Annotated in this window: 18 protein-coding genes; 9 read left to right on the plus strand and 9 right to left on the minus strand. The window is 73.7% G+C overall.

All coding sequences use genetic code 11. From position 1 onward, the window contains the following. Positions 1-67 precede the first annotated feature (67 nt). Positions 68-535, plus strand: a complete 468-nt coding sequence (locus CLV72_RS06100; RefSeq protein WP_106240537.1) for a Dps family protein — start codon at positions 68-70, stop codon at positions 533-535. An 81-nt stretch (positions 536-616) separates the two neighbouring features. Here CLV72_RS06100 and CLV72_RS06105 read toward each other — a convergent pair whose 3' ends face one another. Both CLV72_RS06105 and CLV72_RS06110 read right to left on the minus strand, forming a co-directional pair. After that, on the minus strand, positions 617-2,185 hold the full coding sequence (locus CLV72_RS06105; protein WP_106240541.1) for a serine/threonine-protein kinase: 1,569 nt from the start codon (positions 2,183-2,185) through the stop codon (positions 617-619). Positions 2,186-2,391: 206 nt separating this feature from the next. Beyond that, positions 2,392-2,850, minus strand: coding sequence for an RrF2 family transcriptional regulator (locus CLV72_RS06110; RefSeq protein ID WP_106240545.1), 459 nt, complete (start codon positions 2,848-2,850; stop codon positions 2,392-2,394). 217 nt (positions 2,851-3,067) lie between these two features. On the opposite strand from CLV72_RS06110, the gene CLV72_RS06115 reads away from it, so the two are divergent. Together CLV72_RS06115 and CLV72_RS06120 are read left to right on the plus strand one after the other, a co-directional pair. After that, positions 3,068-3,508, plus strand: coding sequence for a hypothetical protein (locus tag CLV72_RS06115; RefSeq protein WP_106240548.1), 441 nt, complete (start codon positions 3,068-3,070; stop codon positions 3,506-3,508). A 37-nt stretch (positions 3,509-3,545) separates the two neighbouring features. After that, positions 3,546-4,079 (plus strand): hypothetical protein, encoded by a 534-nt coding sequence (locus tag CLV72_RS06120; RefSeq protein WP_146159359.1) that lies wholly within the window; start codon positions 3,546-3,548, stop codon positions 4,077-4,079. Between the two features lie 106 nt (positions 4,080-4,185). Here CLV72_RS06120 and CLV72_RS06125 read toward each other — a convergent pair whose 3' ends face one another. From CLV72_RS06125 to CLV72_RS06140, 4 genes are all read right to left on the minus strand, one after another. Further along, positions 4,186-5,658 (minus strand): glycoside hydrolase family 3 protein, encoded by a 1,473-nt coding sequence (locus tag CLV72_RS06125; protein WP_106240556.1) that lies wholly within the window; start codon positions 5,656-5,658, stop codon positions 4,186-4,188. 96 nt (positions 5,659-5,754) lie between these two features. Next, on the minus strand, positions 5,755-6,630 hold the full coding sequence (locus CLV72_RS06130; RefSeq protein WP_106240560.1) for a carbohydrate ABC transporter permease: 876 nt from the start codon (positions 6,628-6,630) through the stop codon (positions 5,755-5,757). Then, positions 6,627-7,676 (minus strand): carbohydrate ABC transporter permease, encoded by a 1,050-nt coding sequence (locus tag CLV72_RS06135; RefSeq protein WP_106240564.1) that lies wholly within the window; start codon positions 7,674-7,676, stop codon positions 6,627-6,629. The genes CLV72_RS06130 and CLV72_RS06135 overlap by 4 nt, the downstream gene beginning before the upstream one ends. A gap of 89 nt (positions 7,677-7,765) precedes the next feature. Continuing rightward, positions 7,766-9,091: an extracellular solute-binding protein gene (locus CLV72_RS06140; protein ID WP_342755650.1), complete on the minus strand. Its 1,326-nt coding sequence runs from the start codon at positions 9,089-9,091 to the stop codon at positions 7,766-7,768. Between the two features lie 221 nt (positions 9,092-9,312). On the opposite strand from CLV72_RS06140, the gene CLV72_RS06145 reads away from it, so the two are divergent. Next, positions 9,313-10,527 carry an ROK family transcriptional regulator gene (locus CLV72_RS06145; RefSeq protein ID WP_106240568.1) on the plus strand — a complete coding sequence of 405 codons (1,215 nt, stop codon included), beginning with the start codon at positions 9,313-9,315 and terminating at the stop codon, positions 10,525-10,527. Positions 10,528-10,558: 31 nt separating this feature from the next. On the opposite strand, the gene CLV72_RS06150 is transcribed toward CLV72_RS06145, so the two are convergent. From CLV72_RS06150 to CLV72_RS06160, 3 genes are all read right to left on the minus strand, one after another. Next, positions 10,559-11,035 carry an NUDIX domain-containing protein gene (locus CLV72_RS06150; protein WP_106240571.1) on the minus strand — a complete coding sequence of 159 codons (477 nt, stop codon included), beginning with the start codon at positions 11,033-11,035 and terminating at the stop codon, positions 10,559-10,561. A gap of 44 nt (positions 11,036-11,079) precedes the next feature. Next, a complete protein-coding gene (locus tag CLV72_RS06155; RefSeq protein WP_106241480.1) occupies positions 11,080-12,366 on the minus strand; it encodes a serine hydroxymethyltransferase in 1,287 nt (428 codons plus the stop codon). Between the two features lie 420 nt (positions 12,367-12,786). Continuing rightward, positions 12,787-17,388, minus strand: a complete 4,602-nt coding sequence (locus tag CLV72_RS06160) for an ATP-dependent helicase (RefSeq protein ID WP_106240575.1) — start codon at positions 17,386-17,388, stop codon at positions 12,787-12,789. A gap of 206 nt (positions 17,389-17,594) precedes the next feature. Between CLV72_RS06160 and CLV72_RS06165 the strand changes: the two genes are divergently transcribed. From CLV72_RS06165 to CLV72_RS33885, 5 genes are all read left to right on the plus strand, one after another. Beyond that, the gene (locus CLV72_RS06165) at positions 17,595-18,515 is read left to right on the plus strand and encodes an ABC transporter ATP-binding protein (RefSeq protein WP_106240578.1); all 921 of its coding nucleotides are present in this window, start codon (positions 17,595-17,597) and stop codon (positions 18,513-18,515) included. 28 nt (positions 18,516-18,543) lie between these two features. Next, the gene (locus CLV72_RS06170; RefSeq protein WP_106240581.1) at positions 18,544-19,605 is read left to right on the plus strand and encodes an ABC transporter permease; all 1,062 of its coding nucleotides are present in this window, start codon (positions 18,544-18,546) and stop codon (positions 19,603-19,605) included. A 26-nt stretch (positions 19,606-19,631) separates the two neighbouring features. Beyond that, a complete protein-coding gene (locus CLV72_RS06175) occupies positions 19,632-19,826 on the plus strand; it encodes a DUF3046 domain-containing protein (RefSeq protein ID WP_106240585.1) in 195 nt (64 codons plus the stop codon). 179 nt (positions 19,827-20,005) lie between these two features. Continuing rightward, a complete protein-coding gene (recA, locus tag CLV72_RS33880) occupies positions 20,006-22,513 on the plus strand; it encodes a recombinase RecA (RefSeq protein ID WP_425428035.1) in 2,508 nt (835 codons plus the stop codon). A 37-nt stretch (positions 22,514-22,550) separates the two neighbouring features. Next, on the plus strand, positions 22,551-23,225 hold the full coding sequence (locus CLV72_RS33885; protein ID WP_106240591.1) for a regulatory protein RecX: 675 nt from the start codon (positions 22,551-22,553) through the stop codon (positions 23,223-23,225). Positions 23,226-23,545: the final 320 nt, after the last annotated feature.

Genomic DNA, 23,545 nt, shown 5'->3' on the forward strand with positions numbered 1-23,545 from the left:
CCCGGCGGGGCCATGGGCAGGAGTCCCCCTCGCAGCCCGGCAGGGACGACTATCTGGGGGACATCGCATGGCTACCGTGAGAAGCCCGTTGGCCGAGGATGCCAGGAAGATCGTCGGAGAGGCCCTCCAGGGGGCGCTGATCGACCTGATCGACCTTTCTCTCATCGCCAAGCAGGCGCACTGGAACATCATCGGCCCCAACTTCCGCTCCGTCCACCTGCAGCTCGACGAGGTGGTCAAGAAGGCCCGCAAGCACATGGACGTCATCGCGGAGCGCGCCGTCGCCATCGGGGTCAACCCCGACGGGCGCGCGGCGACGGTGGCGAACACCTCCGACGTACGGCCTATCGAGGCCGGATACATCCAGGACGAGAAGGTCGTCGGCATCATGACCGACACCCTGTGGGGTATCGCGGCCCGTTTCCGCGACCGCGTCATCGCCACCGACGAGCCCGACCCGGTCTCCCAGGACCTGCTGATCGCGGTCAGCGAGGACCTGGAGCAGCAGCACTGGATGTTCGAGGCGATGAAGTAGCGGCCGGCGCCGCCCTCAGGGCGGGCGCCCGCATCGGCCGGGCCGCGCGCGTGGGCGCGGGCCCGGCCTTTCGTATGCGCGTCAGCGGGTGGCCACCAGGTTGGCGCCGGCGGCGCCGCCGGCGGGGTGCAGGTAGATGCCCATGATGCCGCTGGAGACGTTCAGGGTGGCGGTGGTGTGCGCGCTGCAGCCGGGGCCGCTCTGCGCGACCGAGGCGGTGGTGCCGGAGTCGTCGGCGCCGGTGAAGGTGAACTCGGCGTCGCACTGGCCGTCGTAGCGGTGGAAGGCGCCGGTGGCCGAGCCCTCGGCGATGGTCAGTTCGAAATCGGGCTGCGCGTCGCCCTGCTCGGCCCAGTAGCCGATCCAGGTGCCCGCGTATCCGGCGGGGAAGGCGGCGGCGTCGCCGCCGGAGTCATCGCCGGCGGACTCGTCCGCCGAGGGTTCGGCGGAGGGCGACGCACTGGCCTGCGCGGTCGCGCTCACCGCGCCGCCGCCGAGGTCGTGCGACGGGCGGGCCGGGCCTGGCTCCGCGGACGCGGAGCCGCCGCCGGGCAGCGGGCCGGCCGCGGCCGCCTGGGTCTGGCCGCCGTCGTCGTTGGGCCGGAACAGCAGGTAGGCGCCGCCCACCAGGGCGGCGACCACCGCGACGGCGGTGGCTGCCGTGGCCAGGGCCATGGCGCCGCGCCGGGAGCGCCCCCGGGGGGAGACCTCGGTGGAGGTGACCGTGGCGGGGTCCACATCGGTGCCGTCGGCCGGGCCGGGCTCCGGCGGAGCGGCCAGGGCGGCGGGCGCGACCGGGGCGGCGAGCGGCGCGGCGGCGGGCCGGGGCTCGGCGGGGGAGCCGGGCCGGCGCAGCAGCCCCATCAGCACGTCGTGGGCGCTGGGGCGGCGCGCCGGATCGCGGTCCAGGCAGGGGAGCAGCAGCTCGCGCCAGGTGCCGTCCAGCCCGCTGAGGTCGGGTTCGGCGTGCAGCACCTGCTCGACCAGGGCGCCCAGCGACCTGGCCGGGTGGACGGGGTGGCCGGTGGCGGCGTAGACCATCACCGCGCCCCAGGCGTAGACGTCGGCGGGCGGTCCGACCGGCCCGCGGCGGATCTGCTCGGGCGCCATGTAGCTGGGGGTGCCGTTGACGTCGCCGGGCAGGGTGGCGCCCGCGTCGGTCATCCGGGCGATGCCGAAGTCGATGACGCGGGGGCCGTCCTGCGCCAGCAGCACATTGGCCGGCTTGAGGTCGCGGTGCACGATGCCGGCCTCGTGGATGGCGACCAGCGCGGTGGCGGTGGCGACGGCGAGGCGGTGCAGCGCGGCGCCGGTGCGCGGGCCGGCGGTGGCGACCGCGTCGCGCAGTGAGGGGCCGTCGACGTACTCGCTGACGATGTAGGGCGGCACCGCGCCGAAGTCGGCGTCGAGCACCTGGGCGGTGCAGAAGGACGCCACCCGCCGCGCCGCGGCCGCCTCGCGCTCGAAGCGCTGCCGCGACTCGGCGTCGCGCGCCGCCTCGGGACCCAGCACCTTGACCGCCACCCGCGCACCGTTGGCCGCGGTGCCCAGGTAGACGACGCCCTGGCCGCCTTGGCCGAGGCGGTGGGAGATGCGGTAGTCGCCGATGCGCGCTGGGTCACCGGGCTGGAGCGGGTGAGGTTGGGACATGCACGGCCCCCCGGACGGTACTGGTGCGGTACGGCCGATCTGGGCGGGCGGCGGGGGCGGTGCGCCCGAATGCCGCGAACGTGCCCAGCCGGGTCATTCGGCAGATCGACTGTCAAAGGGTACGGCAATGGTGATCGTCCGTGTTCGGGCATCCCGGAAAAGTCGCCCCGTCGTGATCCGGGGCGGACGCGGGAGGGACGGCGGCGCTAGCGGCCGCTCACCCACGCCTCGGGCTTCTCGGCCAGCTCCCGGACCGGCTGCGGGAGGTCGCCGGCCGCGATGTGGGCGAGGGTGACCGACTCCAGGATCGAGCGCTCACTGGCGCGCAGCGCGATCCAGACCTCCTGCAGGGAGCGCGCCGCCCCCTCGTAGCCGACATGCTCGGGCCGCTCGCCGCGCACATTGGCCAGCGGCCCGTCGACGGCCCGGATGATGTCGGCCAGCGAGATCTCCCCGGCCGCCCGCGCCAGCCAGTACCCGCCCACCGGCCCCCGCTGGCTGCGCACCAGCCCCGCCCGCCGCAGCTGGGTCAGGATGTTCTCCAGGAACTTGCCCGGGATGGCCTGCGCTCGTGCGAGCTGTTCGGCCGTGACCGGCCCTCCGCTGGCCGCCGCCAGCTCGGCTGCGGCGCGCAGCGCGTAGTCGACCCGGGCAGAAAGACGCATGGTGCGATTATGCCGCCATCCGCCTGCTTGGTGTGCAAACACCGCGCGGACCGGTGCCGGACGCACGATTCGTCGGCCCCGCGACCGGGTGCGGTGGTCACCGGGGCCGAAACGCTCGGGGACCGCGTGCGACGGTCGTCGGCGCCCGGTAGAACCGGGGTGCGGCAGTGCCGTGGGCCGGCGCGGCCGGGAGGAGGCAGGGGGTGGGAGGAGAGAAGTGGAGATGCGCGAGTGCTTCGGCGTCGCCTTCGTCCTTGATGGATTCCTCAAGGTGGAGCCGCCTGACGACCCTCCTCTCGATATGCGCTTCGATGTGCGGCGGGATTTCATGGCAGGCGCACGGGACATCGTGTTCATCATGGTGGCGACGGAGTCGGGGCATATTCCGGTCAGCCTTGCCGTGGCGGAATCCGAGCCGGCGCTGCTCGCCGCCGACGACGTCGCCGTGGCTCGGCTCGATGTGGACTTCTCGGTCGACCGGATCGTCGTGTCGGACGTCGACGGGTGGATCGGCGGTCTTGCGGCGCCTCTCCCCGCCGGTCCCGGTCGCTACCGTGTCCGTGGTGAGTTGGTCAACCACGCCGCCGCACGAGCGCCGCGGGAGGACGAGGCACCCTCGCCCGAGCGGGTCCGCATCGCGGTCTGGCCGGCGGGATGAGGCGCGGTGGAGCGGCGGAGCGGGATGGACGGCGACAGTGAGGGCTGAGCGGTCGGAGCGGCGGGTCTTCGCACGGACGGGGGCGGTGCGGCGGGTTCTGCTCGTGTACACCGGTGACGGTTTCGTGCGGCTGTGCGCCCCGGGGCGGGAGAGCGCGCCCCGGGCGGTGGTGCCGGACGGCGGAGTGCTCGGCGCGGGGGACGGGTTCGTCGACGTACGGCCCGCCTCGCGTGAGGAGCACCTGGTGCTGGAGCTGACCTACCGCCGGTGCGAGTACGCCGGGCCGGACCTCGCCGACGTGGCCACGGAGTCCGCCGAGGTCGTTTACGGTGCGGACCGGCTGCGGTGTGCGGACGCGCGCGGCCCGGTCGACGGCGTGGAGCTGCCGCTGGTCGCGGGGGCGGGTCCCCATGGCGTACGGGTCGACGTCGTGGGCCACCGTGCCGCGCGTGAGCGGCCGCCGGTGCCCGGCACGTCGGCGGAGCGCATCCTGGTGGAGGTGTGGCCACGGGACGGGCTCACCGGCGCTCAGTGGACGGCGCTGCTCGGCGAGGTGCCGATCTGGGGCTGAGCCCGGGCGGAACATGAGGGAATGGGACCGGGCCGGTCGTCCGGGGGGCGGACGACCGGCCCGGGTGGCCCCGTGGGAGCCACCGACCACGGGGCCGGGGGAGGGTCTAGGCGGTGGAGGCGCCCGTCCAGGTGCCCTGGAGGAGTTCGGTGACGGCGCGGCCGGAGGCGCGGGAGGCGCTGTAGGCGGCGATGTAGGCGGCGCACTCGGGGCGCCAGACGGGGAGGCCCATCTCCACGACGACGGTGTCGGGGCGGGCCGCGGTGAGGCGTTCGACCAGGGCTCGGGTGCGCGGGTAGCGGTGGGCGTCGCGGACGACGACCACCAGCGACCTCGGGCCCGCCTGGGCCAGGACGGCGTCGGCGCCCTCCGGGCCGGCGGGGGCGCCGTCGGCGCCGACCCGCACCACGTCGGGGCCGAAGCCCTCGGCCAGGCCCCACGGGACCGCGCCGACGGCCATACCGGGCGGGGCGTCGCACTCCACGACCAGCGGCCGGTCCAGGGCGGGCAGCGCGCCCGACACGGTGATGGCGCGCCTGGCCGCCTCCGCGCCGACGGAGGGGTCCGGCGGGGCGGCGGCGGGCTCGGCGGCCCAGGACCGCACCCGGCGCACCCGCTCGGCCGCGTCCTCCAGCCGCTCGACCGGCAGGCGGCCCTCGCGGACGGCCGCCACGATGGCGGCGCGGATCGCCGCGACCACGTCCTCGTACTGGCTGGCGCCCAGGCAGAGCAGGTCGCAGCCGGCGAGCAGCGCCCGCACCGACGCCTCGGGCAGCCCGATGTCGGCGCTGGCGGCGCGCATCTCCAGCGCGTCGGTGATGACGAGCCCGTCGAAGCCCAGCCGGCCGCGCAGCAGTTCGCCGACGACGGCCGGGGAGAAGGTGGCCGGGCCGCCGCCGGTGAGGCCGGGCACCAGCAGGTGGCCGGTGAGCACGCAGTGCACCCCCGCGCCGATCGCGGCGCGGAACGGGGCCAGTTCGCGGGACTCCAGCAGGTCGAGGTCGGCGTCCACCAGCGGCAGGACGTGGTGGGAGTCCTGGCGGGTGGAGCCGTGGCCGGGGAAGTGCTTGGCGGCGGCGGCGATGCCGGCCGCCTGCAGGCCGGTGACGGCCGCGGCGGCGTGCCTGCTCACCAGGTCGGGGTCGGCGCCGAAGGCGCGGGTGCCGATCACCGGGTTGTCGTCGGCGGTGTTGACGTCGACGGAGGGGGCCAGGTCCAGGTTGATGCCGACGGCGGCCAGTTCGGCGCCCAGCGAGAGGTGCACCCGCTCGGTGAGGTCCACGTCGTCCACGGCGCCCAGGGCCGCGTTGCCCGGATAGGGGCAGCCGTCGCTGTGCCAGACGCGGGTGACGTCGCCGCCCTCCTCGTCCAGCGAGACGAGCGGGTCGCCGCCGGCGGCGCGCAGCTGGTCGGACAGGGCGCGCAGCTGCTCGGGCCCGGTGATGTTGAAGGCGAACAGGCAGACCCCGCCGAGGCCGTTCTCGGCCGCGTCCAGCACCCAGCGGGGCGCGGTCGTGCCGCGGAACGGCACCAGGAGGGTCGAGTTGGCCAGGCTCTCCAGGGCCCGGTCAGCTGGCATGGCGGCGCTCCGATCCTGAGGTACGGCTACGGGGGTGGTGCGGTCGGTGGGACGGCGGCTCCCGGTCGGGGCCGCCGGCGGGGTGGTCCGGCGCGCTCATCCCTTCACCGCGCCCATCGTCAGGCCGGAGACCATGCGGCGCTGCACGAACAGGAAGAAGGCCATCACGGGGATGGTGAGCAGGGTGGAGGCGGCCATGATCGGCCCCCACTCGGTGCCGGTGCGGCCGAAGTAGTACGACAGCGACACGGGCAGGGTGTAGGACTCGCTGTTGGTCTGCAGGAAGACGAAGGCGACGATGAACTCGTTCCACGCGGTGATGAAGGCGAAGATGCTCGCCGCGACCATGCCGGGGGCCACCAGCGGGAACAGCACCCGCCAGAAGACCGTCCAGTGCCCGGCGCCGTCGATGGCCGCCGCCTCCTCCAGCTCCCTGGGCACCGCCGCGACGAAGCCGCGCAGGAACATGATCGTGATCGGCAGCGAGACGGCGATGTAGACGATGAGGACGCTGGACAGGTTGCCGATCAGCTCCAGGCCGGTGCTCAGCTCCAGCTGCCGGAAGTTCAGGAACAGCGAGATGATGATCGCTTCCATCGGCACCATCTGGATGATCAGCAGCAGCACTACGAAGGCGGTGCGCAGCCGGAACCGGAAGCGGGCCACCGCCACCGCGGCCAGCAGCGCGAACACCGAGGCCACCGCGACCGAGCCGAGCGTCACGATGAGGCTGTTGGTCAGGAAGGACCAGAACGAGGTGCCCGGGATCAGCACACCGGACAGCACCCGCTCGAAGTGCTCCAGGGTGGGCGCCTGCGGGACGAGGGTGGGGGTGGGCGCGAAGATCTCGCTCTGCGGCTTCAGCGCCGTCGCGACCATCCAGTACACCGGGAAGACCGCGAAGACGAACACGGCCGCGCCCGCGGCGTACAGTCCGACGCTCCTGAGCCGCCGCATCAGCCGGGGGGTCATCGGAGCTCTCCTTGCCGGATCATCATGCGGATGTGGTAGGCGGTGATCACCAGGACCAGCACGGTCATGATCACGGCGATGGCCGAGCCCATGCCGTAGTTGGCCGGGGTGGCCGCGAAGCCCTGCTGGTAGGAGTAGTACGACAGCAGGAACACGTCGCGGTTCTGGAAGCCGTTGGCCAGCACGAACAGCTGGGTGAAGACGCGGAAGTCCCAGATGATCTGCAGGATCAGGATCAGCGCGAACAGCGGCCGCAGCATCGGGAAGGTCACCGACCAGAACGACCGCCACGGCCCGGCGCCGTCCACCCGCGCCGCCTCGTACATCTCGTGCGGGATGCTCTTCAGCCCGGCCAGCACGGACACGGCGACGAACGGGAAGGACTGCCACACCACGATCAGGATCAGGATGGTGAACAGCGAGGCCGCGTCGATGAACCAGTTGTAGTCGTCCCAGCCGGAGCCCACCAGCCAGTCGGGCAGCACCTGCAGCAGGTAGTTCACCAGGCCGCGCTCGGTCCAGAACATCCACCGGTAGACGAAGGACGCGGTGAGCACGGGGGTGGCCCAGGCCAGCATCAGGCCGACGGCGACGATGGTGGAGAACCAGCGGGGCAGCTTGTGCAGCAGCAGGCCGACGAGCGTGCCCAGCACCATCGTCAGCACGACCATGATGGCGGTGACCGCGATGGTGTTCGCGAAGACCCGCCAGAAGTAGCCGTCGGACAGGATGCTGACGTAGTGGGCGAAGCTGTTCCACTCCGGGCTGCCGCTGTTGAGGTGGCGCAGCGTGTAGCTGTGCAGCGAGATCCAGACCATCTGGATGATCGGCCAGACCAGCACGACGCACAGGACGGCCAGGCTGGGCAGGATCAGCAGGTAGGGGCCGTATCTGAACCTGCGTCTGGACGAGGAGGGGCGCTCGCGGCGCGAGCGGTGGCTCGCGGCCGGGCGCTCGGGGCCGCCGCGCCGCGGCTCGGCTCCGGCGCGGTCCGCGCCGGTGCTCGCGGTGTCGGCTGTGTTCGCGGTGTTCGCTCTGTTCGCCATGGAAGTGGCTTCGCCAATCGGGTCAAGGGCGGCGGCGGCCGGCGGTGGGGACCGCCGGCCGCCGTTCTCGACGGGGCGGGCCGGAAGCCCTACTCGATGGGCCGGTTCAGCGCCTCGGTCAGCTCCGCGTTGACCTCGCCCAGCACCGTGGCGGCGTCCTCGCCCTCGGCGATGCGCAGCGAGGCGACGTGGAAGAGGTCGAGGTCCTGGGTGGCGTACGCCCAGTTGGGGGTGTTCGGCGGGAAGCGGACGTCGGTCATCTGCCGGGCGCCCGCGGCCAGCATCGGGTCGGTCTGGTAGCGCTCGTCCTCCAGGAGGGCCGGGTAGGCGGGGAAGAAGCCGGCCAGCTCCGACCAGCGCGCCGCGTTCTCCTGGTTGTTGAGCAGCGTGATGAACTCGAAGGCGAATTCGGGGCTCGCGGAGTTCGCCCACACCGACAGGTTGGAGCCGCCCGCCATCGCCGGCGCCATGCCGTCGCGGCCGGGGATCACGCCGGGCGCGAGGTCCTCGATGAATTCGTCGTTCTGCTCTTCCATCTGGCCGATGGCCCAGCTGCCGTCGATGTACATGCCGAGCTGGCCGTTGGCCATGTCCGCGAGCGGGATCAGCTCGTTCTCGCCGACGTAGGACTGCGGGGAGATCTCGGACTCGGTCAGCGACGCCCACCACTCGAAGGCCTCGACGGCCTCGGGCGAGTCGATCTGCCCCTCCCAGGAGCCGTCCTCGTTCTGCACGGCCAGCTCGCCGCCGGTGCTCCAGATCAGGCTCCACAGGCCGTTCTGGAAGCGGGACGGGGCGCCGAAGCCGGGCACGTCGTACTCCGCCTCGATCGCCTCGGCCACCTCCTCGACGTCGGCCCAGGTCTCGGGCGGCTCGTAGCCGAGCTCGCGCAGCCAGTCGGCGCGGTACCACAGGGTCCGCACGCCGCCGTACCAGGGAACGCCGTACTGGACGCCGTCGTAGGCGGCGTACTCCAGCATCTCCGGATTGAGGTTGGGCGTCTCATCCCAGGCGCCGACGAGCTCGGTGATGTCGGTCAGCGCGCCCGAGCTGGCCCACAGGGCGTTCTGGTCGTTGCCGATCTCGACGATGTCGGGGCCCTCGCCCGCGGCGAGCGCGGTCTGGAACTGGTCGGCGTAGCCGTCCCACGGAATCCACTCGACGGTGATCTCGGTGTCGGGGTAGGTCTCCTGGAACTGCCCGCCGACCTCGTTCTGCAGGAAGTCGTTGAGGGGTTCCTGGGCCGAGCCCATCACCCAGATGGTGAGGTTCTCCGGCGCGTCGGCCGGGTCGAGTTCACCGCCGGCCGCGGCGTTCCCGCCCTCGGGCGCACCGCCCCCGCACGCGGCGGCGAACAGCAGGGCCGCGGCGACCGCGGCGATCTTCGCCGGCATCAGGCGTTCCACACGTTCCACCGATACATCTCCCTTCGGCGTCGCCACGCGTGCGGCGTGCGCCCCGAGGACGCAACCGAACCGGATGGTCCACGCACACGTTCGCGGGCTGGTGCATTGTTGGTGGCGTACTTTGTACGGCACCGAGTGGTGTTGTGGAGGCTCCAAGATGAGTTCTTGAGGACTGGGCGCTAAACTAACAAGAAAGTTTCCTAATAAATAGGGAGAGGGGCATCACGGTTATGTCTCGACGCCCGGGCACTCCGCGTCTGCTGCGCGAGCTGAACGATCGTGCCGCGTTGGAGCTGCTTCTGTCTGCGGGATCACTGACCCGCAGCCAGCTGGGTGAGATGACCGGCCTGTCCAAGGTAACCGCCTCGCAGCTCCTGGGGCGGCTCGAGGAACGTGGTCTAGTCCAGGTCGTCGGCCGGCAGGGCGGCGGGCGCGGCCCCAACGCCGCGCTCTACTCCGTCGTACCCTCGTGCGGCTACGTCGCCGGGCTCCACGTCGGACCCAGCGAGATCAGCGCCGGGATCGCGGACATCACCGGGCGGCTCGTCACCGAGGTCACCATCGACCCCAACGGCTCCGACGACCCCGTCACCCTGGTGCACAACACCGTGATGGCCCTCGTCGACAGCTCCAAGGTGCCCATGGAGCGGCTCCGCTCCTTCGTGATCGGCACCCCCGGCGTGGTCGACCCCCGCAGCGGCGACGTCCGCTACTCCCACGATCTCCCCGCCTGGCACGACGGCGTCCTCGACCTGCTCCGCCGCGACCTGCGCAGGACCGTGGTCATCGAGAACGACGTCAACCTCGCCGCGCTCGCCGAGCACTCCGTCGGCGCCGCCGCGGAGGCCGAGGACTTCGTGCTGCTCTGGCTCGGCGGCGGCGTCGGCATGGCGATCATGCTCGGCGACCGGCTGCACCGCGGCAGCGGGGGAGGCGCGGGCGAGATCGGCTACCTGCCGGTGGCCGGCGCCCCGCTGCCCGACGACGTCGGCGCCCCCGAGGGCTTCGCCTCCCTCGCCCCGGCCGTCGAGGGCGCCAAGCCGCTCAGCCACAGCTACCAGTCGCTGGTCGGCGGGCACGAGGTGCAGTCGCTGGCCATCTCGCACGGCTTCCCCAGCGGCTCGGCCGCCGCCGCCGTCGTCAAGGCGCTCGCCGCGGGCGCCGACGGAGCCGCCTTCCTGGACGAGTTGGCGCACCGCATCGCCCTGGGCGTCGCCTCGGTGTGCGTGGTGCTCGACCCCGGCCTGGTGGTGCTCAGCGGCGAGGTCGGCCGGGTGGGCGGCGCCGAACTGGCCCGGCGGGTCGCCGCGGCCGTGAGCCGGCTCGGACCCAACACGGTCCGGGTCGCCACCACCGGGGTGACCGGCAACCCGGTGCTGCGCGGCGCCCTGCTCGCCGCGCTGGACCACGCCCGCGAAGAGGTCTTCTCCAGCGGCTCCGGCTGAGCCCGCCCGCGGCGGGCGGGCGCCGCGCGGCTCAGCGCGGCCGGGCGCGCCACCAGGCGTACATACCGGGCAGCGGGTCCACCAGCCACGGCCGCAGCGTCAGCTCCTTGGCCTCCGCCTCGGAGACGAACCGCAGCTCGGCGATCTCATCGTCGTCGGGGACGGGGCTGCCCTCCAGCACCTCGCAGGCGTAGACCGTGCACACGTACGCCGCCTCGTCGCCGTTGGGGTAGGTGACGCGGTGGCCGGGACCGCCGTAGGCCCCGAGCAGGGCGTAGGCCCGCACCCGCAGGCCGACCTCCTCGAAGGTCTCGCGCTCCGCGCCCTGCTCGGGCGTCTCGTCCACCTCGACGGCGCCGCCGGGCAGCGCCCAGTCGGCCGAACCGTGCTGGCGGACCAGCAGCAGCCGCCCCTCGGCGTCGAACACGCACGCCGCCGCCGAAGGCACCAGCAGCAGCCGGTGGCCCACCAGTTCGCGCATCCGCCCGATGTAGCCCGAGATGGCCATGCTCCCGCCCCTCCGTCCGCCCACCGGCGGCCCGCCGCCGCCCGTCAGTGCACGCCGGGGACAGGGTACTGGGCGCACAGCTCCGCCACCTCGCCGCGCACCCGCTTGACGACGGCGTCCAGCGCGGCGGCGTCACCGGCGGCCAGCGCGCCGACCACCTCGTCCAGCCAGGCCGCAACCTGGCGCATCTCGGCCGCGCCCATGCCGCGGCTCGTCAGCGCGGGGCTGCCGATCCGCAGGCCCGAGGGGTCGAAGGGCTTGCGCGGATCGAAGGGCACCGCGTTGTGGTTCGTCTCCAGGCCGGCGGCGTCCAGTGCCCGCGCCGCGGGCTTGCCGCCCACCCCCCTGCTCGTCAGGTCGATCAGCACCAGGTGGTTGTCGGTGCCGCCCGACACCAGCTCGAAGCCCCGCGCGGCCAACTCGTCGGCGAGCACCGCGGCATTGGCCACCACCCGCCGCGCGTATTCGCCGAACTCCGGGCGGGCCGCCTCGCCCAGTGCCACCGCGATCCCGGCGGTGGTGTGGTTGTGCGGACCGCCCTGCAGGCCGGGGAAGACGGCGCGGTCGACGGCGCGGGCGTGCTCGGCACCGGTCAGGATCATCGCGCCGCGCGGGCCGCGCAGCGTCTTGTGGGTGGTCGTGGTGACCACGTCGGCATGGCCCACGGGCGAGGGGTGCGCGCCCCCGGCGACCAGGCCGGCGATGTGCGCGATATCGGCCACCAGCAGCGCGCCGACCTCGCGGGCGATCGCGGCGAAGCCGGCGAAGTCGATGGTGCGCGGCACCGCCGTGCCCCCGCAGAAGATCAGCCGCGGCCGCTCGCGGCGCGCCAGCTCGCGCACCTCGTCCAGGTCCACCCGGCCGGTGTCGCGGCGCACGCCGTACTGGACCGGGCGGAACCACGTGCCCGTCGCCGACACCGGCCAGCCGTGGGTGAGGTGCCCGCCCATCGGCAGCGCCATGCCCATCACGGTGTCGCCCGGGCTCGCGAACGCGAGGTAGACGGCGAGATTGGCCGGGGAGCCGGAGTACGGCTGCACATTGGCGTGCTCGACGCCGAACAGCGCGCGGGCGCGCTCGGCCGCCAGGGTCTCCAGCCGGTCGACCACCTGCTGGCCCTCGTAGTAGCGGCGGCCCGGATAGCCCTCGGAGTACTTGTTCGTGAACACCGAACCGGTGGCCGCGAGCACCGCCGCCGACACGTAGTTCTCCGACGGGATCAGCTTCAGGGTCTCGCCCTGCCGCCGCTCCTCGTCGGCGACCAGGGCGGCGACCTGGGGATCGGTGACCGCCAGCGCGGCGGTGTGCGAACCGGAGGAAGAGGTGAACATCATGGCGCGCTCCAGCGTGCTCGACGTTCCGGCGCACCCAGGCGTACGGTGCGGCGGTCGGAGCTTCCCGGTGGTCGATTCCACCTCGGGGGCGCTGCGCCCCCACGCCAGTCGCAAGGCGACCATCGTAGCGAGCCGCGCGCCGCCCCGCACGCGCCGCCCCGCACGATCGGGGTCGCCTACGTGCGGGCGCTCCGGCATCCTGACGTGCGGGCGGTACCGGACAAACCATTTGCACCCGATGGGGAGCGACTGCTTCCCTGCCGAATTCCGATCGCCGACCTTGGGACCGAACGGGCATCAATTCTGTGAAGGGTTCGCCCTCGCACCTGTCAATGGCAACCATGAGGTAGCGAGGGTGGCCCGTGTCTGGAACGACATCTATCCAGGTCGGCCGCTGCCCACGTCCGACGCGGATTCTCAGACCCGCAGCCGCAGCCCCTGCGGGGTGGCGTGGAAGCCCTCGCGCTCCAGCAGGTCCGCCAGGGAGGACTCGAAGACCGGTACGCCGTCGGCGCGGCGGACGGTGAGGGCGGGCAGGCGGCCGTCGCGGACGGCCGCGACGAGCGCGGCGACGGCCTCGCGCAGGGGAGCGGAGTCGGCGGTGAAGGACAGGACGCTGCGGCCGCCCCGCTCGACGTACAGCACCAGCTCGCCGTCGACCAGCACGACGGCCGCGCCCGCGCGGCGGCTGGGGCGGTGGCCCTCGGCCGACGCCTCCGGCCAGGGCAGCGCGGCGCCGTACACATTGGCGGGGTCGGCCGCCGCCAGCAGGACCGGGCCCGTGCGGGCGGGGGTGCCGCGCAGCCGGTCGACCGCGCCCTCCACCGCGAACTGGGCGGCGCCCAGACCCTCCACGAAGTAGCCGCGCCGGGTGCGGCCCGCCTCCTCCGCCGTGCGCAGCACCGGGTAGGCGGCGCCGAAGCCGCCCGCCACCCGCTCGGCCACGACCGCGCCGCGCGTCACCACGCCGTGCCGGTCCAGCAGCGCGCGAGCCACCGCCCAGCCCCGCTCCGCACTCCGGCGGGCGGCGTCCTGACGGCCGGCCGCGCCCGCGCCGTCGACCGCGCCGCCGTGCACCCCACCAGTGCCGCCCCCCGCACCGCCGCGCGGCGGCAGCGCCCACCAGCGGCCCGACACCGTCGGCGGGCCGCTCCGGCTCGGCAGGGCCGGGCGGCGGCCGGGAGCGCGCCGCGCGGACACCCCGCCCGCCGACAGCACCGCGCGCAGCGGCGCCAGGGTGTCATTGCTGACCAGGCCCGCCCACACCAGCTCCCACACCACCTCCACCAGCCGCTGGTCCGCCACCACCTCCCCGACGGCGGCCGCGACCCGCTCGGCGATACCGCGGAAGAACAGCGCCCCGCCGCCGCCCAGCGCGTCCAGCACCGCCCCCGCCAGCTCCGGCTCGCCCAGCTCCGCCACCGGCGCCGGGTCGGGCAGCACCAGCTCCGCCTCGTCCGACGGCGCCAGCGCCACCCACCCGTCGCCCCCGCCCAGGGCACCCGCCCCCGCCCACACCACCTCGCCCGTGGCGGTCAGCGCGTCCAGCACGGCAGGGCCGTAGCCCTCCACCCTCGAACCCAGCACCAGCGCCTCCAGCGCCGACGCCGGCACCACCGCACCGCGCAGCGTGCGCACCGCGCGCAGCAGCCCCTCCTCGCCGCGCCCGGCCGAGGACGACGGCGCCACCCCCTGCCACGACGGCACGAAACGAGCCAGCGCCGCCCGCCCCACCGGCTCCGCCTCGCGCCGCAGCCGCGCCACCGAGCGGCGGCGCAGCATCCGCAGCACGTCCGCGTCGCACCACTCCGCCCCCCGGCCGCCCGGCCGGAAGGCCCCCGACACCACCCGCCCCCGCGCCGCCAGCCGCTCCAGCGCCTCCGCCACCGGTGCCGGGCCGATCCCCAGCAGCCGCGCGGGCTCCTCCGCCCGGAACGGGCCGTGGGTGCGGGCATAGCGCGACAGCAGGTCGCCGAGCGGATCGGCCACCGGCTCCAGCAGCGCGCCCGGCAGCCCCGCGGGCGGCTCCACCCCCAGCGCGTCGCGCAGCCGCGAGACGTCCTCCACCGCCGCCCACCTGGGCTCACCGCCCACCCGCACCAGCACCGCCCGGCCCGCCTCACCCAGCCGCGCCAGCCAGCCGCCCTCCACACCCCGCCGCGCCGCCTCCTCCGGGCTCAGCGGCCCCAGCTCCCGCAGCAGGTCCGCCGCCCGCTCCACGCCCTGAGCCGCGTCGGACGCCCGCACCCGCCGGTCCGGCGCCAACCGGGCCAGCTCCAGATCCGCCTCCGCCACCACCTCCGGATCGAGCAGCTCCCGCAGCTCCGGCTGCCCCAGCAGCTGCGCCAGCAGGCCCGCGTCCACGGTCAGCGCCTGCGCGCGCCGCTCCGCCAGCGGGACGTCGTCGGCGTACAGGTACGCCGCCGTGAACGCCATCGCCAGCGAACGCGCGAACGGCGACGCCTGCGGCGTCTCCACCTCCACCACCCGCACCCGGCGCGCCGCGATGTCGCGCATCAGCGCCTCCAGCGCGGGCACGTCGAACACGTCCCGCAGGCACTCGCGCACCGCCTCCAGCACGATCGGGAACTCCGGGAAACCGCTGGCCACCTGGAGCAGCTGCGCGGACCGCTGCCGCTGCTGCCACAGCGGCATCCGCCGCCCCGGCGCCGGCCGCGCCAGCAGCAGCGCCCGCGCCGCGCACTCGCGGAACCGCGCCGCGAAGAGCGCCGACGCCCCCAGCTCCGCCGTGACCAGCGACGACACCTCATCGGCCGCCACCACGACCAGATCGGCCACCGACATCCCGGCCGGCGCCTCCGTATCGGGCACCCGCACCATGATCCCGTCGTCCGACGGCACCGCCTGCGCCTCCACCCCGAACCGCGCCCCCAGCCGCGCCGCCACCACCAGCGCCCACGCCGCGTGCACCGGCGCCCCGAACGGGGAGTGCACCACCACCCGCCAGTCGCCCACCTCGTCGCGGAAGCGCTCCACCACCACCGTGCGGTCGTCGGGCACCGAACCCGTCGCGTCCCGCTGCTCCGCCAGGTACGCCACCAGGTTCCGCGCCGCCAAGGCGTCCAAGCCGGCCGAGCGCGCCCGCGCCAGCGCCGCGTCCTCGTCCAGACCCACCAGCTCGCGCGTCAGCGCCCCCAGCGCCCGGCCCAGCTCAGCCGGGCGCCCCTGCGCGTCGGCGTGCCAGAACGGCAGCCGCCCCGGCTGCCCCGCCGCCGGAGACACCATCACCCGGTCCGGGGTGATCTGCTCGATCCGCCACGACGACGCCCCCAGCACGAACACATCGCCCACACGCGACTCGTACACCATCTCCTCGTCCAGCTCGCCGACCCGCGCCCCCCGCTCCGCGCCCACCAGGAACACCCCGAACAGGCCCCGGTCGGGGATCGTGCCGCCGCTCGTCACCGCCAGCCGCTGCGCCCCGGGCCGCGCCGCCACCACATCGGCCTCCCGGTCCCACACCAGCCGGGGCCGGAAGGCCGCGAACGCGTCCGACGGATAGCGGCCCGCCAGCATGTCCAGCACCGAGGCCAGCACGTCGTCGGTCAGCTCCGCGAACGGATACGCCCGCCGCACCAGCGCGGCCAGCTCGCCCACCGGCCACTCGTCCATCGCCGCCATCGCCACGACCTGCTGCGCCAGCACGTCCAGCGGATTGCGCGGCGTACGCAGCTCCTCGATCCCGCCCGTGCGCATCCGCTCCACCACCACCGCCGACGGCAGCAGATCGCCCCGGTGCCGGGGGAAGAACAGCCCCCGCGACACCCCCTCCACCTGGTGGCCCGCCCGGCCCACCCGCTGCAGCCCGCTCGCCACCGACGGCGGCGCCGCCACCTGCACCACCAGGTCCACCGCGCCCATGTCGATGCCCAGCTCAAGGCTTGACGTGGCCACCACCGCCGGGAGCCGCCCCGCCTTCAGCTCCTCCTCGATCAGCGCGCGCTCCTCCCGCGACACCGAGCCGTGGTGCGCCCGCGCCACCACGGGCGCCAGCCCCGCCCCCGTACCCGACTGCGCCATCACCTGCGCCGGCCGGCCCGGCTCCGGCACCGGCAGCCCCGCCCGCTCCGCCGCCAGCTCGTTCAACCGCGCGCACAGCCGCTCGGCGATCCCCCGCGCGTTCACGAACACGATCGACGAGCGGTGCGCCGCGATCTCGTCGAACAGCCGCTCCTCCACATGCGGCCACACCGTGCGCCGCCGCGCCCGGTCCCCGGCCGCCGCCTCCAGGCCCGCCCCCGGCTCACTCAGATCCTCGACCGGGACCACCACCTCCAGCTCCAGCCGCTTGGCCGACGGCGGCCGCACCACCTCCACCGGGCGCGGACCCCCCAGGAACGCCGCCACCTCCGCCGCCGGACGCACCGTCGCCGACAGCCCGATCCGCTGCCCGGGACCGTCGGCCGCCAGCGCGTCCAGCCGCTCCAGGCTCAGCGCCAGATGCGCCCCCCGCTTCGTGCCCGCCAGCGCGTGCACCTCGTCCACGATCACCGTGCGCACCCCCCGCAGGCTCTCCCGCGCCCGCGAGGTCAGCAGCAGGAACAGCGACTCCGGCGTGGTGATCAGCACGTCCGGCGGCCGCCGCGCGAACGCCCGCCGCTCGCGCGCCGGAGTGTCACCGGTACGCGAACCCACCTCGATAGCGGGCTCGGCCAGCCCCAGCCCGCGCGCCACCCGGCGCATCCCCTCCAGCGGGCGGCGCAGATTGCGCTGCACGTCCACCGCCAGCGCCTTCAGCGGCGACACGTACAGCACCCGGCAGCGCCGCAGCGGATCCGCCGGAACCGGCTCGACCGCCAGCCGGTCCAGCGCCCACAGGAACGCCGCCAGCGTCTTGCCCGCCCCCGTCGGCGCCACCACCAGCGTGTTCGCACCGCCGCCGATCGAGCGCCAGGCCGCCGCCTGCGCCGGAGTGGGCGCGGCGAACTCGCCGCGGAACCACGCGCGGGCCGTCGGCGAGAACAGGTCGAGCGCGGCGTCGGGGGACTCGTGGGTCATGGCCGCCAGTCTGCCCGCCCGTTCTGACGGACCACCGGCAGCACGCCGTCCGCACCGCCGGGCCGTCCGCGGACCGCCACCGGTCACCTCGGCGCGCCGACCCCGGGCCCGCGGCGGGTCCGCTAGATTTCGTACCGAAGCGCCCATACCTTTCGCCGGGCACCGGCGCGTCCCATCCCGCCCCGCCGCACTCGGAGCCGTCCCGCATGCCCGAACGTCCGCCCGCCATCGTGGCCCGCGGGATCCAGCGCGCCTTCGGCCGGGTCCAGGCGCTGCGCGGCGTCGACCTCACCGTGCCCTACGGCGAGGTCACCGCCCTCGTCGGCCCCAACGGCGCGGGCAAGACCACCCTGCTGCTCATCCTCGCCACCCTGCTCATGCACGACGACGGCGGCGTCAGCGTCGCCGGCCACGACCCCGTCGAGGATCCCGGAGCGGTGCGCGCCAAGATCGGCTGGATGCCCGACAGCTTCGGTGTCTACGACCAGCTCACCACCGACGAGTACCTCACCTTCTTCGCCGACGCCTACCGGCTGCCCGCCGCCGCGGCCGCCCGGCGCATCGCCGAACTCCTCGAACTCGTCCACCTCACCGAGTACCGCCACCAGCCCGTCCACGTCCTGTCCCGCGGCCAGAAGCAGCGGCTCGGCGTGGCCAGGTCACTGGTGCACGAACCCGAGATCCTCCTCCTCGACGAACCCGCCTCCGGCCTCGACCCCCGCTCGCGCGTCGAACTGCGCGACCTGCTGCGCGGCCTCGCCGCCGACGGCGCCGCCGTCCTGGTCTCCAGCCACATCCTCGCCGAACTGTCGGAGATGGCCGACCGGGTCGTCTTCGTCGCCGACGGCGTCACCGCCGGCGAGCACCGCCTGGACGAACTCACCCCCGCCACCCACCGCTGGCGCATCCAGGCCCGCGACCCCGACGACCTCGCCGAGGCGCTGAGCGCCTTCGGCGTCACCGCCACCGAGGCCGGCGGCGGACACGAGGTCGAACTCGACGGCGACGACGCCGCCGCCGACCTGCTCGCCGACCTCGTCACCGACGGCGTGCGCGTCACCGCCTTCACCCCGCTCGGCCGCACCCTCGAGGACGCCTACCTCGACCTCACCGACGACCGCCGATGACCCGCGCCGTCCGCACCCGGGAGCCCGCATGACCCTGTCCGGCATCCGCACCATGGCCCGCCAGGAGTTCCGGGTCCGGCTGCGCACCGGGCGGTGGCGCACCGCGCTCATGGTCTGGACCTCCGTCATCGGCCTGTTCAGCCTGCTGCTGTGGAGCGCCCTGCAGTGGCTCGGCGTCACCAGCTCGATCGGCGTCACCATGTTCAGCACCCTGATGCTGTTCGTGCTCTCCCTCGCCCTGCTCGTCATGCCCGCCACCTCCGCCCAGTCCGTCAACGGCGACCGCGAGCGCGGCACCCTCGCCTCCGTGCAGGTCACCCGGCTCACCGCCGCCGACATCGCCATCGGCAAGTTCGCCGCCGCCTGGGGCACCGGACTGGTCGCCCTCGCGCTCACCACGCCCTTCGCCGGATGGGCCGTGCTGGAGGGCGGCGTCGGCTGGCTGCGGGCCCTCGCGGTACTGGCCGTCGTCGCCCTGCTGATCGGCGTCGTCTGCGCGGTCTCGCTGGCCGCCTCCGCCGTCTTCCCGCGCACCACCACCTCCGCGCTCGCCGCCTACCTGGCCGTGTTCGCCCTCTCCTTCGGCACCCTCATCGCCTTCCTGCTGGCCAGCGCGCTGACGGCCGAGACGGTGCAGCGCACCTACGGCGAGCGGACCGTCGAGACCCGCGTCCCGCAGACCCACCGGGTGTGGGGCTGGCTCGCGCCCAACCCCTACGTGATCCTCGCCGACGCGGTGCCCAGCGCCATCCCGGCGGGACCGGCGGGGTACGTGCTCGGCTTCGAGGCGGGGCGGGCGAGCCAGTACGCGGTCGTCGGCCCGGTGATCGACCCGATGGAGTGGATCAGGAACGGCGTCCGCGGCCTGCGCGTCCCGCCCGCCGACGACTACGGGGCCTATGGCGAGTACACCCCGTACGGCGACGCCGTCGCCATCGATCCGCGGACCGGGGAGGCCGAGGACGGCGGACCCGTGTGGCCCTACGGGCTCGCCTTCAACGTGGCGCTCGGCGCGGGCGCGCTGTGGATCACCGTGCGGCGGCTGCGCACCCCGATGGAGGAGCCCCCGGGCGGCACCCGGATCGCGTGATCCCCGCGCGCGCCCATACTGGGAGTATGCGGCTATCGGATTTCTGGCAGCGGATGCACGCTCTGTTCGGCGAAGCCTACGCCGAGAGCCTGGCCAAGGACTACGTCATCGAGGAACTGGGCTCCCGCACCGTGCGCCAGGCCCTGGCCGACGGCATCTCGGCCAAGGAGGTCTGGCGCGCCGTCTGCGTCACCTTCGACGTCCCCGCCCGCGCCCGCTAGGGCCCGCGCCGACCGGTCCGCGTGTCGGGCCACGGTCGAACACGTGTTCGGCTATGCTGTCCGCACGGTCGAGCCGACCACGCGGACCGGCGCCCTGTGGACGAAGGCACGCACCTTTTCCACAGGAGGGCGCGGCCGGTCGCGCAGTGTCGGACCTGGCGCGTAGCGTCGGCTCCGCGATGAAGAAAAAGACATCCAGCACCCAGCAGACTCCGACCCTACGGGGGACCCCCATGGCAGCAACCGACCGGGAGAAAGCTCTCGAAACCGCGCTCGCCCAGATCGAGCGCCAGTTCGGCAAGGGCTCGGTGATGCGCCTCGGCGAGGAGAACCGCCCCCCGATCGCGATCATCCCCACCGGCAGCATCGCCCTCGACGTCGCCCTCGGCGTGGGCGGCCTCCCCCGCGGCCGGGTGGTAGAGGTGTTCGGACCCGAGTCTTCCGGAAAGTGTCTCGTCGCCGACACCCGGATCTGGACGGACCGGGGTCTGGAGACGATCGAGGAGGTCTTCGCCCGCGCCGGGCAGGCCGCCTCCTGCATGAGCAGGGTCACCGATGTGAGCGACCTCGACATCAGGGTCGTCAACGAGCGGGGTGAACTGGAGCAGGTCACCGCCCTGACCCACAACAACCGCAAGCCCGTCCGCCGCATCACGCTCAGCTCGGGCCGCTCCGTCACCGCCACGCACAACCACCCGCTGCGCGTGGTCAGCGAGCGCGGGTTCATCATCTGGCGCAAGGTCGGCGAGCTCAAGGCCGGCGACACCCTGGTGTCGGCGAAGTTCGGCGCGGTGGAGGCGGCGGGGGGCGGCGGCCTGAGCGAGGACGAGGCCGTGCTCCTGGGCTACCTCGTCGCCGAGGGCGCCCTCGGAGTGGAGACGGCCGTCCGCTTCACCAACGGCGACGACGAGGTCGGGGCCGAGTACACCGCGCTGATGGAGGGCCTCTTCGGCGCGGAGGTCAAGACCTACGCGGGGCGCAACCGCACCGAGTACGTCTCCTACGGCAAGGAACTCCGCGCGAAGTTCGCCGACCACTACGGCCTCGACTACGTCAACGCGCCCGGAAAGAGCATCCCGAGCTGTGTCCGCACGGCCGGCCACAAGATGCAGCGGGCCTTCCTGTCCGCGCTCTTCGAGGGCGACGGCTGGATCGACCCCAGTTCCTCGGTGGGCCTCGGCACGGCCTCCGAGAAGCTGGCGCACGACGTCCAGCTGATGCTCTACGGCCTCGGCGTCCCCTCGTCCGTCTACAAGAAGTACAACACGGAGTACGAGCGGCACTACTGGTCGGTCATCATCAATCCGTCCAGCGCGGAGCTCTTCCTGCGCGAGGTTGGATTCCGGTCCCGGCGGCGGGCGGCCCAGGTCGAGAAGAACTTCCGCACCGCCGAGCGCGACGCCTTCTACGAGAACATTCCGCATATCTCCGGAATCATCCGGGACCTGCGCGACGACATCGGCGGCGACCGGGAATTCGACCGTATCGCGGGGGACCTTTTCCGCAGTGACACCGAGCTCTCGTGCAGCCGCACCCGGCTGCAGAAGATCGTCGCCTGGTGCGAGCCGCGCCTCGACCGCTTCTCACTCGGTATGCAGTCCATGATCGGCTACCTCAGGACGCTCGCGGAGGCCGACTACACCTACGAGCGGATCAGCACGATCGAGGACCTCGGCAAGCAGCCGACCTTCGACCTCGTCGTCCCGCGCACCCACAGCTTCATCGCGAACGGCGTGCTCTCCCACAACACCACCGTCGCCCTGCACGCCGTGGCCAACGCGCAGCGGGCCGGCGGGATCGCGGCGTTCATCGACGCCGAGCACGCGCTGGACCCCGAGTACGCCAAGAAGCTCGGGGTCGACACCGACGCGCTGCTGGTCTCCCAGCCCGACACCGGTGAGCAGGCGCTGGAGATCGCGGACATGCTGATCCGCTCCGGGGCGGTCGACATCCTCGTCATCGACTCGGTGGCGGCCCTGGTGCCCCGGGCCGAGATCGAGGGCGAGATGGGCGACAGCCACGTCGGCCTGCAGGCCCGCCTGATGTCGCAGGCATTGCGGAAAATTGCCGGTGCTTTGCATCAGACAAATACAACGGCAATTTTCATTAATCAGCTTAGGGAAAAGGTGGGTGTGATGTTCGGGTCTCCCGAAACGACCACCGGTGGACGCGCATTGAAATTCTATTCTTCAGTTCGATTGGACGTCCGGCGGATCGAGACGCTGAAGGACGGTACGGACGCGGTGGGCAACCGCACCCGGATCAAGGTGGTGAAGAACAAGGTCGCGCCGCCGTTCAAGCAGGCGGAGTTCGACATCCTCTACGGTGTGGGGATCTCGCGGGAGGGCGGGCTGATCGACCTCGGGGTGGAGGAGGGGATCGTGCGCAAGTCCGGTGCCTGGTACACCTACGAGGGGCAGCAGCTCGGGCAGGGCAAGGAGAACGCGCGGAACTTCCTCAAGGAGAACCCCGACATCGCCAACGAGATCGAGCGGCGGATCAAGGAGAAGCTGGGGATCGGACCGAAGAAGGCCGAGGGCGGTGCGGCTGAGGCCGCGCCCGCGGCGGACCCGTCGGTGGCGGTGGCGGAGTCGGCTCCGGCCGCGTCGGCCAAGCGGACCACCCGGGCCCGGGCCACCGCCGCGCCGGCGGCGCCCGTGGCGGCGGATCCGTCCGTCAAGGCGTGACGCCGATTCCCGGCGGCGGCAGTTCTGCAGAGATAGCATGCGAGGAGACGAGCACGAGCGACCGGGGCGCACAGCGCCCCGGAGCGAAGACGGCCGGGCCTTCGGGGACCGGCGACGAATCCGCGGTGTCGGGAGAGGGGCAGGGGAAGGTCCATTCCCCGGCACCGCGGACCCAGCGGATGAGGCGGGCGCCGCGCCGGACGCCGATCCCGAGTCGCGGGCCCGCCGGCTCTGCCTCCGCCTGCTGAGTTCCCAGCCCCGCACCCGTGCGCAGTTGGCCGAGGCGCTGCGGCGCAAGGACGTTCCCGACGACGTCTCCGCCCAGGTGCTCGACCGCTTCGGTGAGGTGGGGCTGATCGACGACGCCCTGTTCGCCGCGGCCTGGGTGGACTCCCGGCATAGCGGGCGGGGCCTGGCGCGGCGGGCGCTCGCCGCCGAGCTGCGCCGGCGCGGGGTGGCCGAGGAGACGGTGCGCGACGCGGTCGAGGGGGTGGACCCCGAGCAGGAGGAGCGGACGGCGCGCGAGCTGGTGCGCCGCCGGCTGCCCGCCACCGGCCGGCTGGCCGCGCCGGTGCGGATGCGCCGGCTGATGGGCGTGCTGGCGCGCAAGGGCTACCCCGCCGGGCTGGCCTACCGGGTGGTGCGCGAGGCCCTGGAGGCCGACGGCGCCGCCGGCGCGGACCTGGAGGCGTTCGGCGAGGCTGACGAGTGAGGTTCGGGGAGCGGGAGTTCGCCTGCGCAGCGTCCTCCGCACCTCCAGCACGTCGGCTCCGTCGAATCCGGACCCCACATCGGTCGCTAGCGGCTCGGCGCCGCGCTCCTGCACCTCGGCGGCACTAGGTGGCGGTCGGCGGCCTCGCCCCGGCCTGAGATCCGGAAGCGGCCCCGGGCGGCGGCCTTCCTGCCGTCCGCATGCCCGCGTCCGCGGTCGGCTTGCCCGGGGGGCATCGGCGGCTTAACCTCTCGCGAGTGAGGAGTTAACCCGGTGTACGGCGGGTAGCCATACCGGAACGCTTGAAATCTTGACGGGTC

The sequence above is a fragment of the Allonocardiopsis opalescens genome, assembly GCF_003002095.1.
Classification (GTDB): Bacteria; Actinomycetota; Actinomycetes; order Streptosporangiales; family Streptosporangiaceae; genus Allonocardiopsis; species Allonocardiopsis opalescens.

What these genes read in the sequence shown, in the direction of transcription:
- CLV72_RS06155 (WP_106241480.1), bottom strand. Translation starts at nt 12,366, where the DNA reads ATGTTCACCTCTTCCTCCGGTTCGCACACCGCCGCGCTGGCGGTCACC.
- CLV72_RS06135 (WP_106240564.1), bottom strand. Translation starts at nt 7,676, where the DNA reads ATGGCGAACAGAGCGAACACCGCGAACACAGCCGACACCGCGAGCACC.
- CLV72_RS06165 (WP_106240578.1), top strand. Translation starts at nt 17,595, where the DNA reads ATGCCCGAACGTCCGCCCGCCATCGTGGCCCGCGGGATCCAGCGCGCC.
- CLV72_RS06145 (WP_106240568.1), top strand. Translation starts at nt 9,313, where the DNA reads ATGTCTCGACGCCCGGGCACTCCGCGTCTGCTGCGCGAGCTGAACGAT.
- CLV72_RS06175 (WP_106240585.1), top strand. Translation starts at nt 19,632, where the DNA reads ATGCGGCTATCGGATTTCTGGCAGCGGATGCACGCTCTGTTCGGCGAA.
- CLV72_RS06105 (WP_106240541.1), bottom strand. Translation starts at nt 2,185, where the DNA reads ATGTCCCAACCTCACCCGCTCCAGCCCGGTGACCCAGCGCGCATCGGC.
- CLV72_RS33885 (WP_106240591.1), top strand. Translation starts at nt 22,551, where the DNA reads ATGCGAGGAGACGAGCACGAGCGACCGGGGCGCACAGCGCCCCGGAGC.
- CLV72_RS06110 (WP_106240545.1), bottom strand. Translation starts at nt 2,850, where the DNA reads ATGCGTCTTTCTGCCCGGGTCGACTACGCGCTGCGCGCCGCAGCCGAG.
- CLV72_RS06130 (WP_106240560.1), bottom strand. Translation starts at nt 6,630, where the DNA reads ATGACCCCCCGGCTGATGCGGCGGCTCAGGAGCGTCGGACTGTACGCC.
- recA (WP_425428035.1), top strand. Translation starts at nt 20,006, where the DNA reads ATGAAGAAAAAGACATCCAGCACCCAGCAGACTCCGACCCTACGGGGG.
- CLV72_RS06170 (WP_106240581.1), top strand. Translation starts at nt 18,544, where the DNA reads ATGACCCTGTCCGGCATCCGCACCATGGCCCGCCAGGAGTTCCGGGTC.
- CLV72_RS06160 (WP_106240575.1), bottom strand. Translation starts at nt 17,388, where the DNA reads ATGACCCACGAGTCCCCCGACGCCGCGCTCGACCTGTTCTCGCCGACG.
- CLV72_RS06100 (WP_106240537.1), top strand. Translation starts at nt 68, where the DNA reads ATGGCTACCGTGAGAAGCCCGTTGGCCGAGGATGCCAGGAAGATCGTC.
- CLV72_RS06150 (WP_106240571.1), bottom strand. Translation starts at nt 11,035, where the DNA reads ATGGCCATCTCGGGCTACATCGGGCGGATGCGCGAACTGGTGGGCCAC.
- CLV72_RS06125 (WP_106240556.1), bottom strand. Translation starts at nt 5,658, where the DNA reads ATGCCAGCTGACCGGGCCCTGGAGAGCCTGGCCAACTCGACCCTCCTG.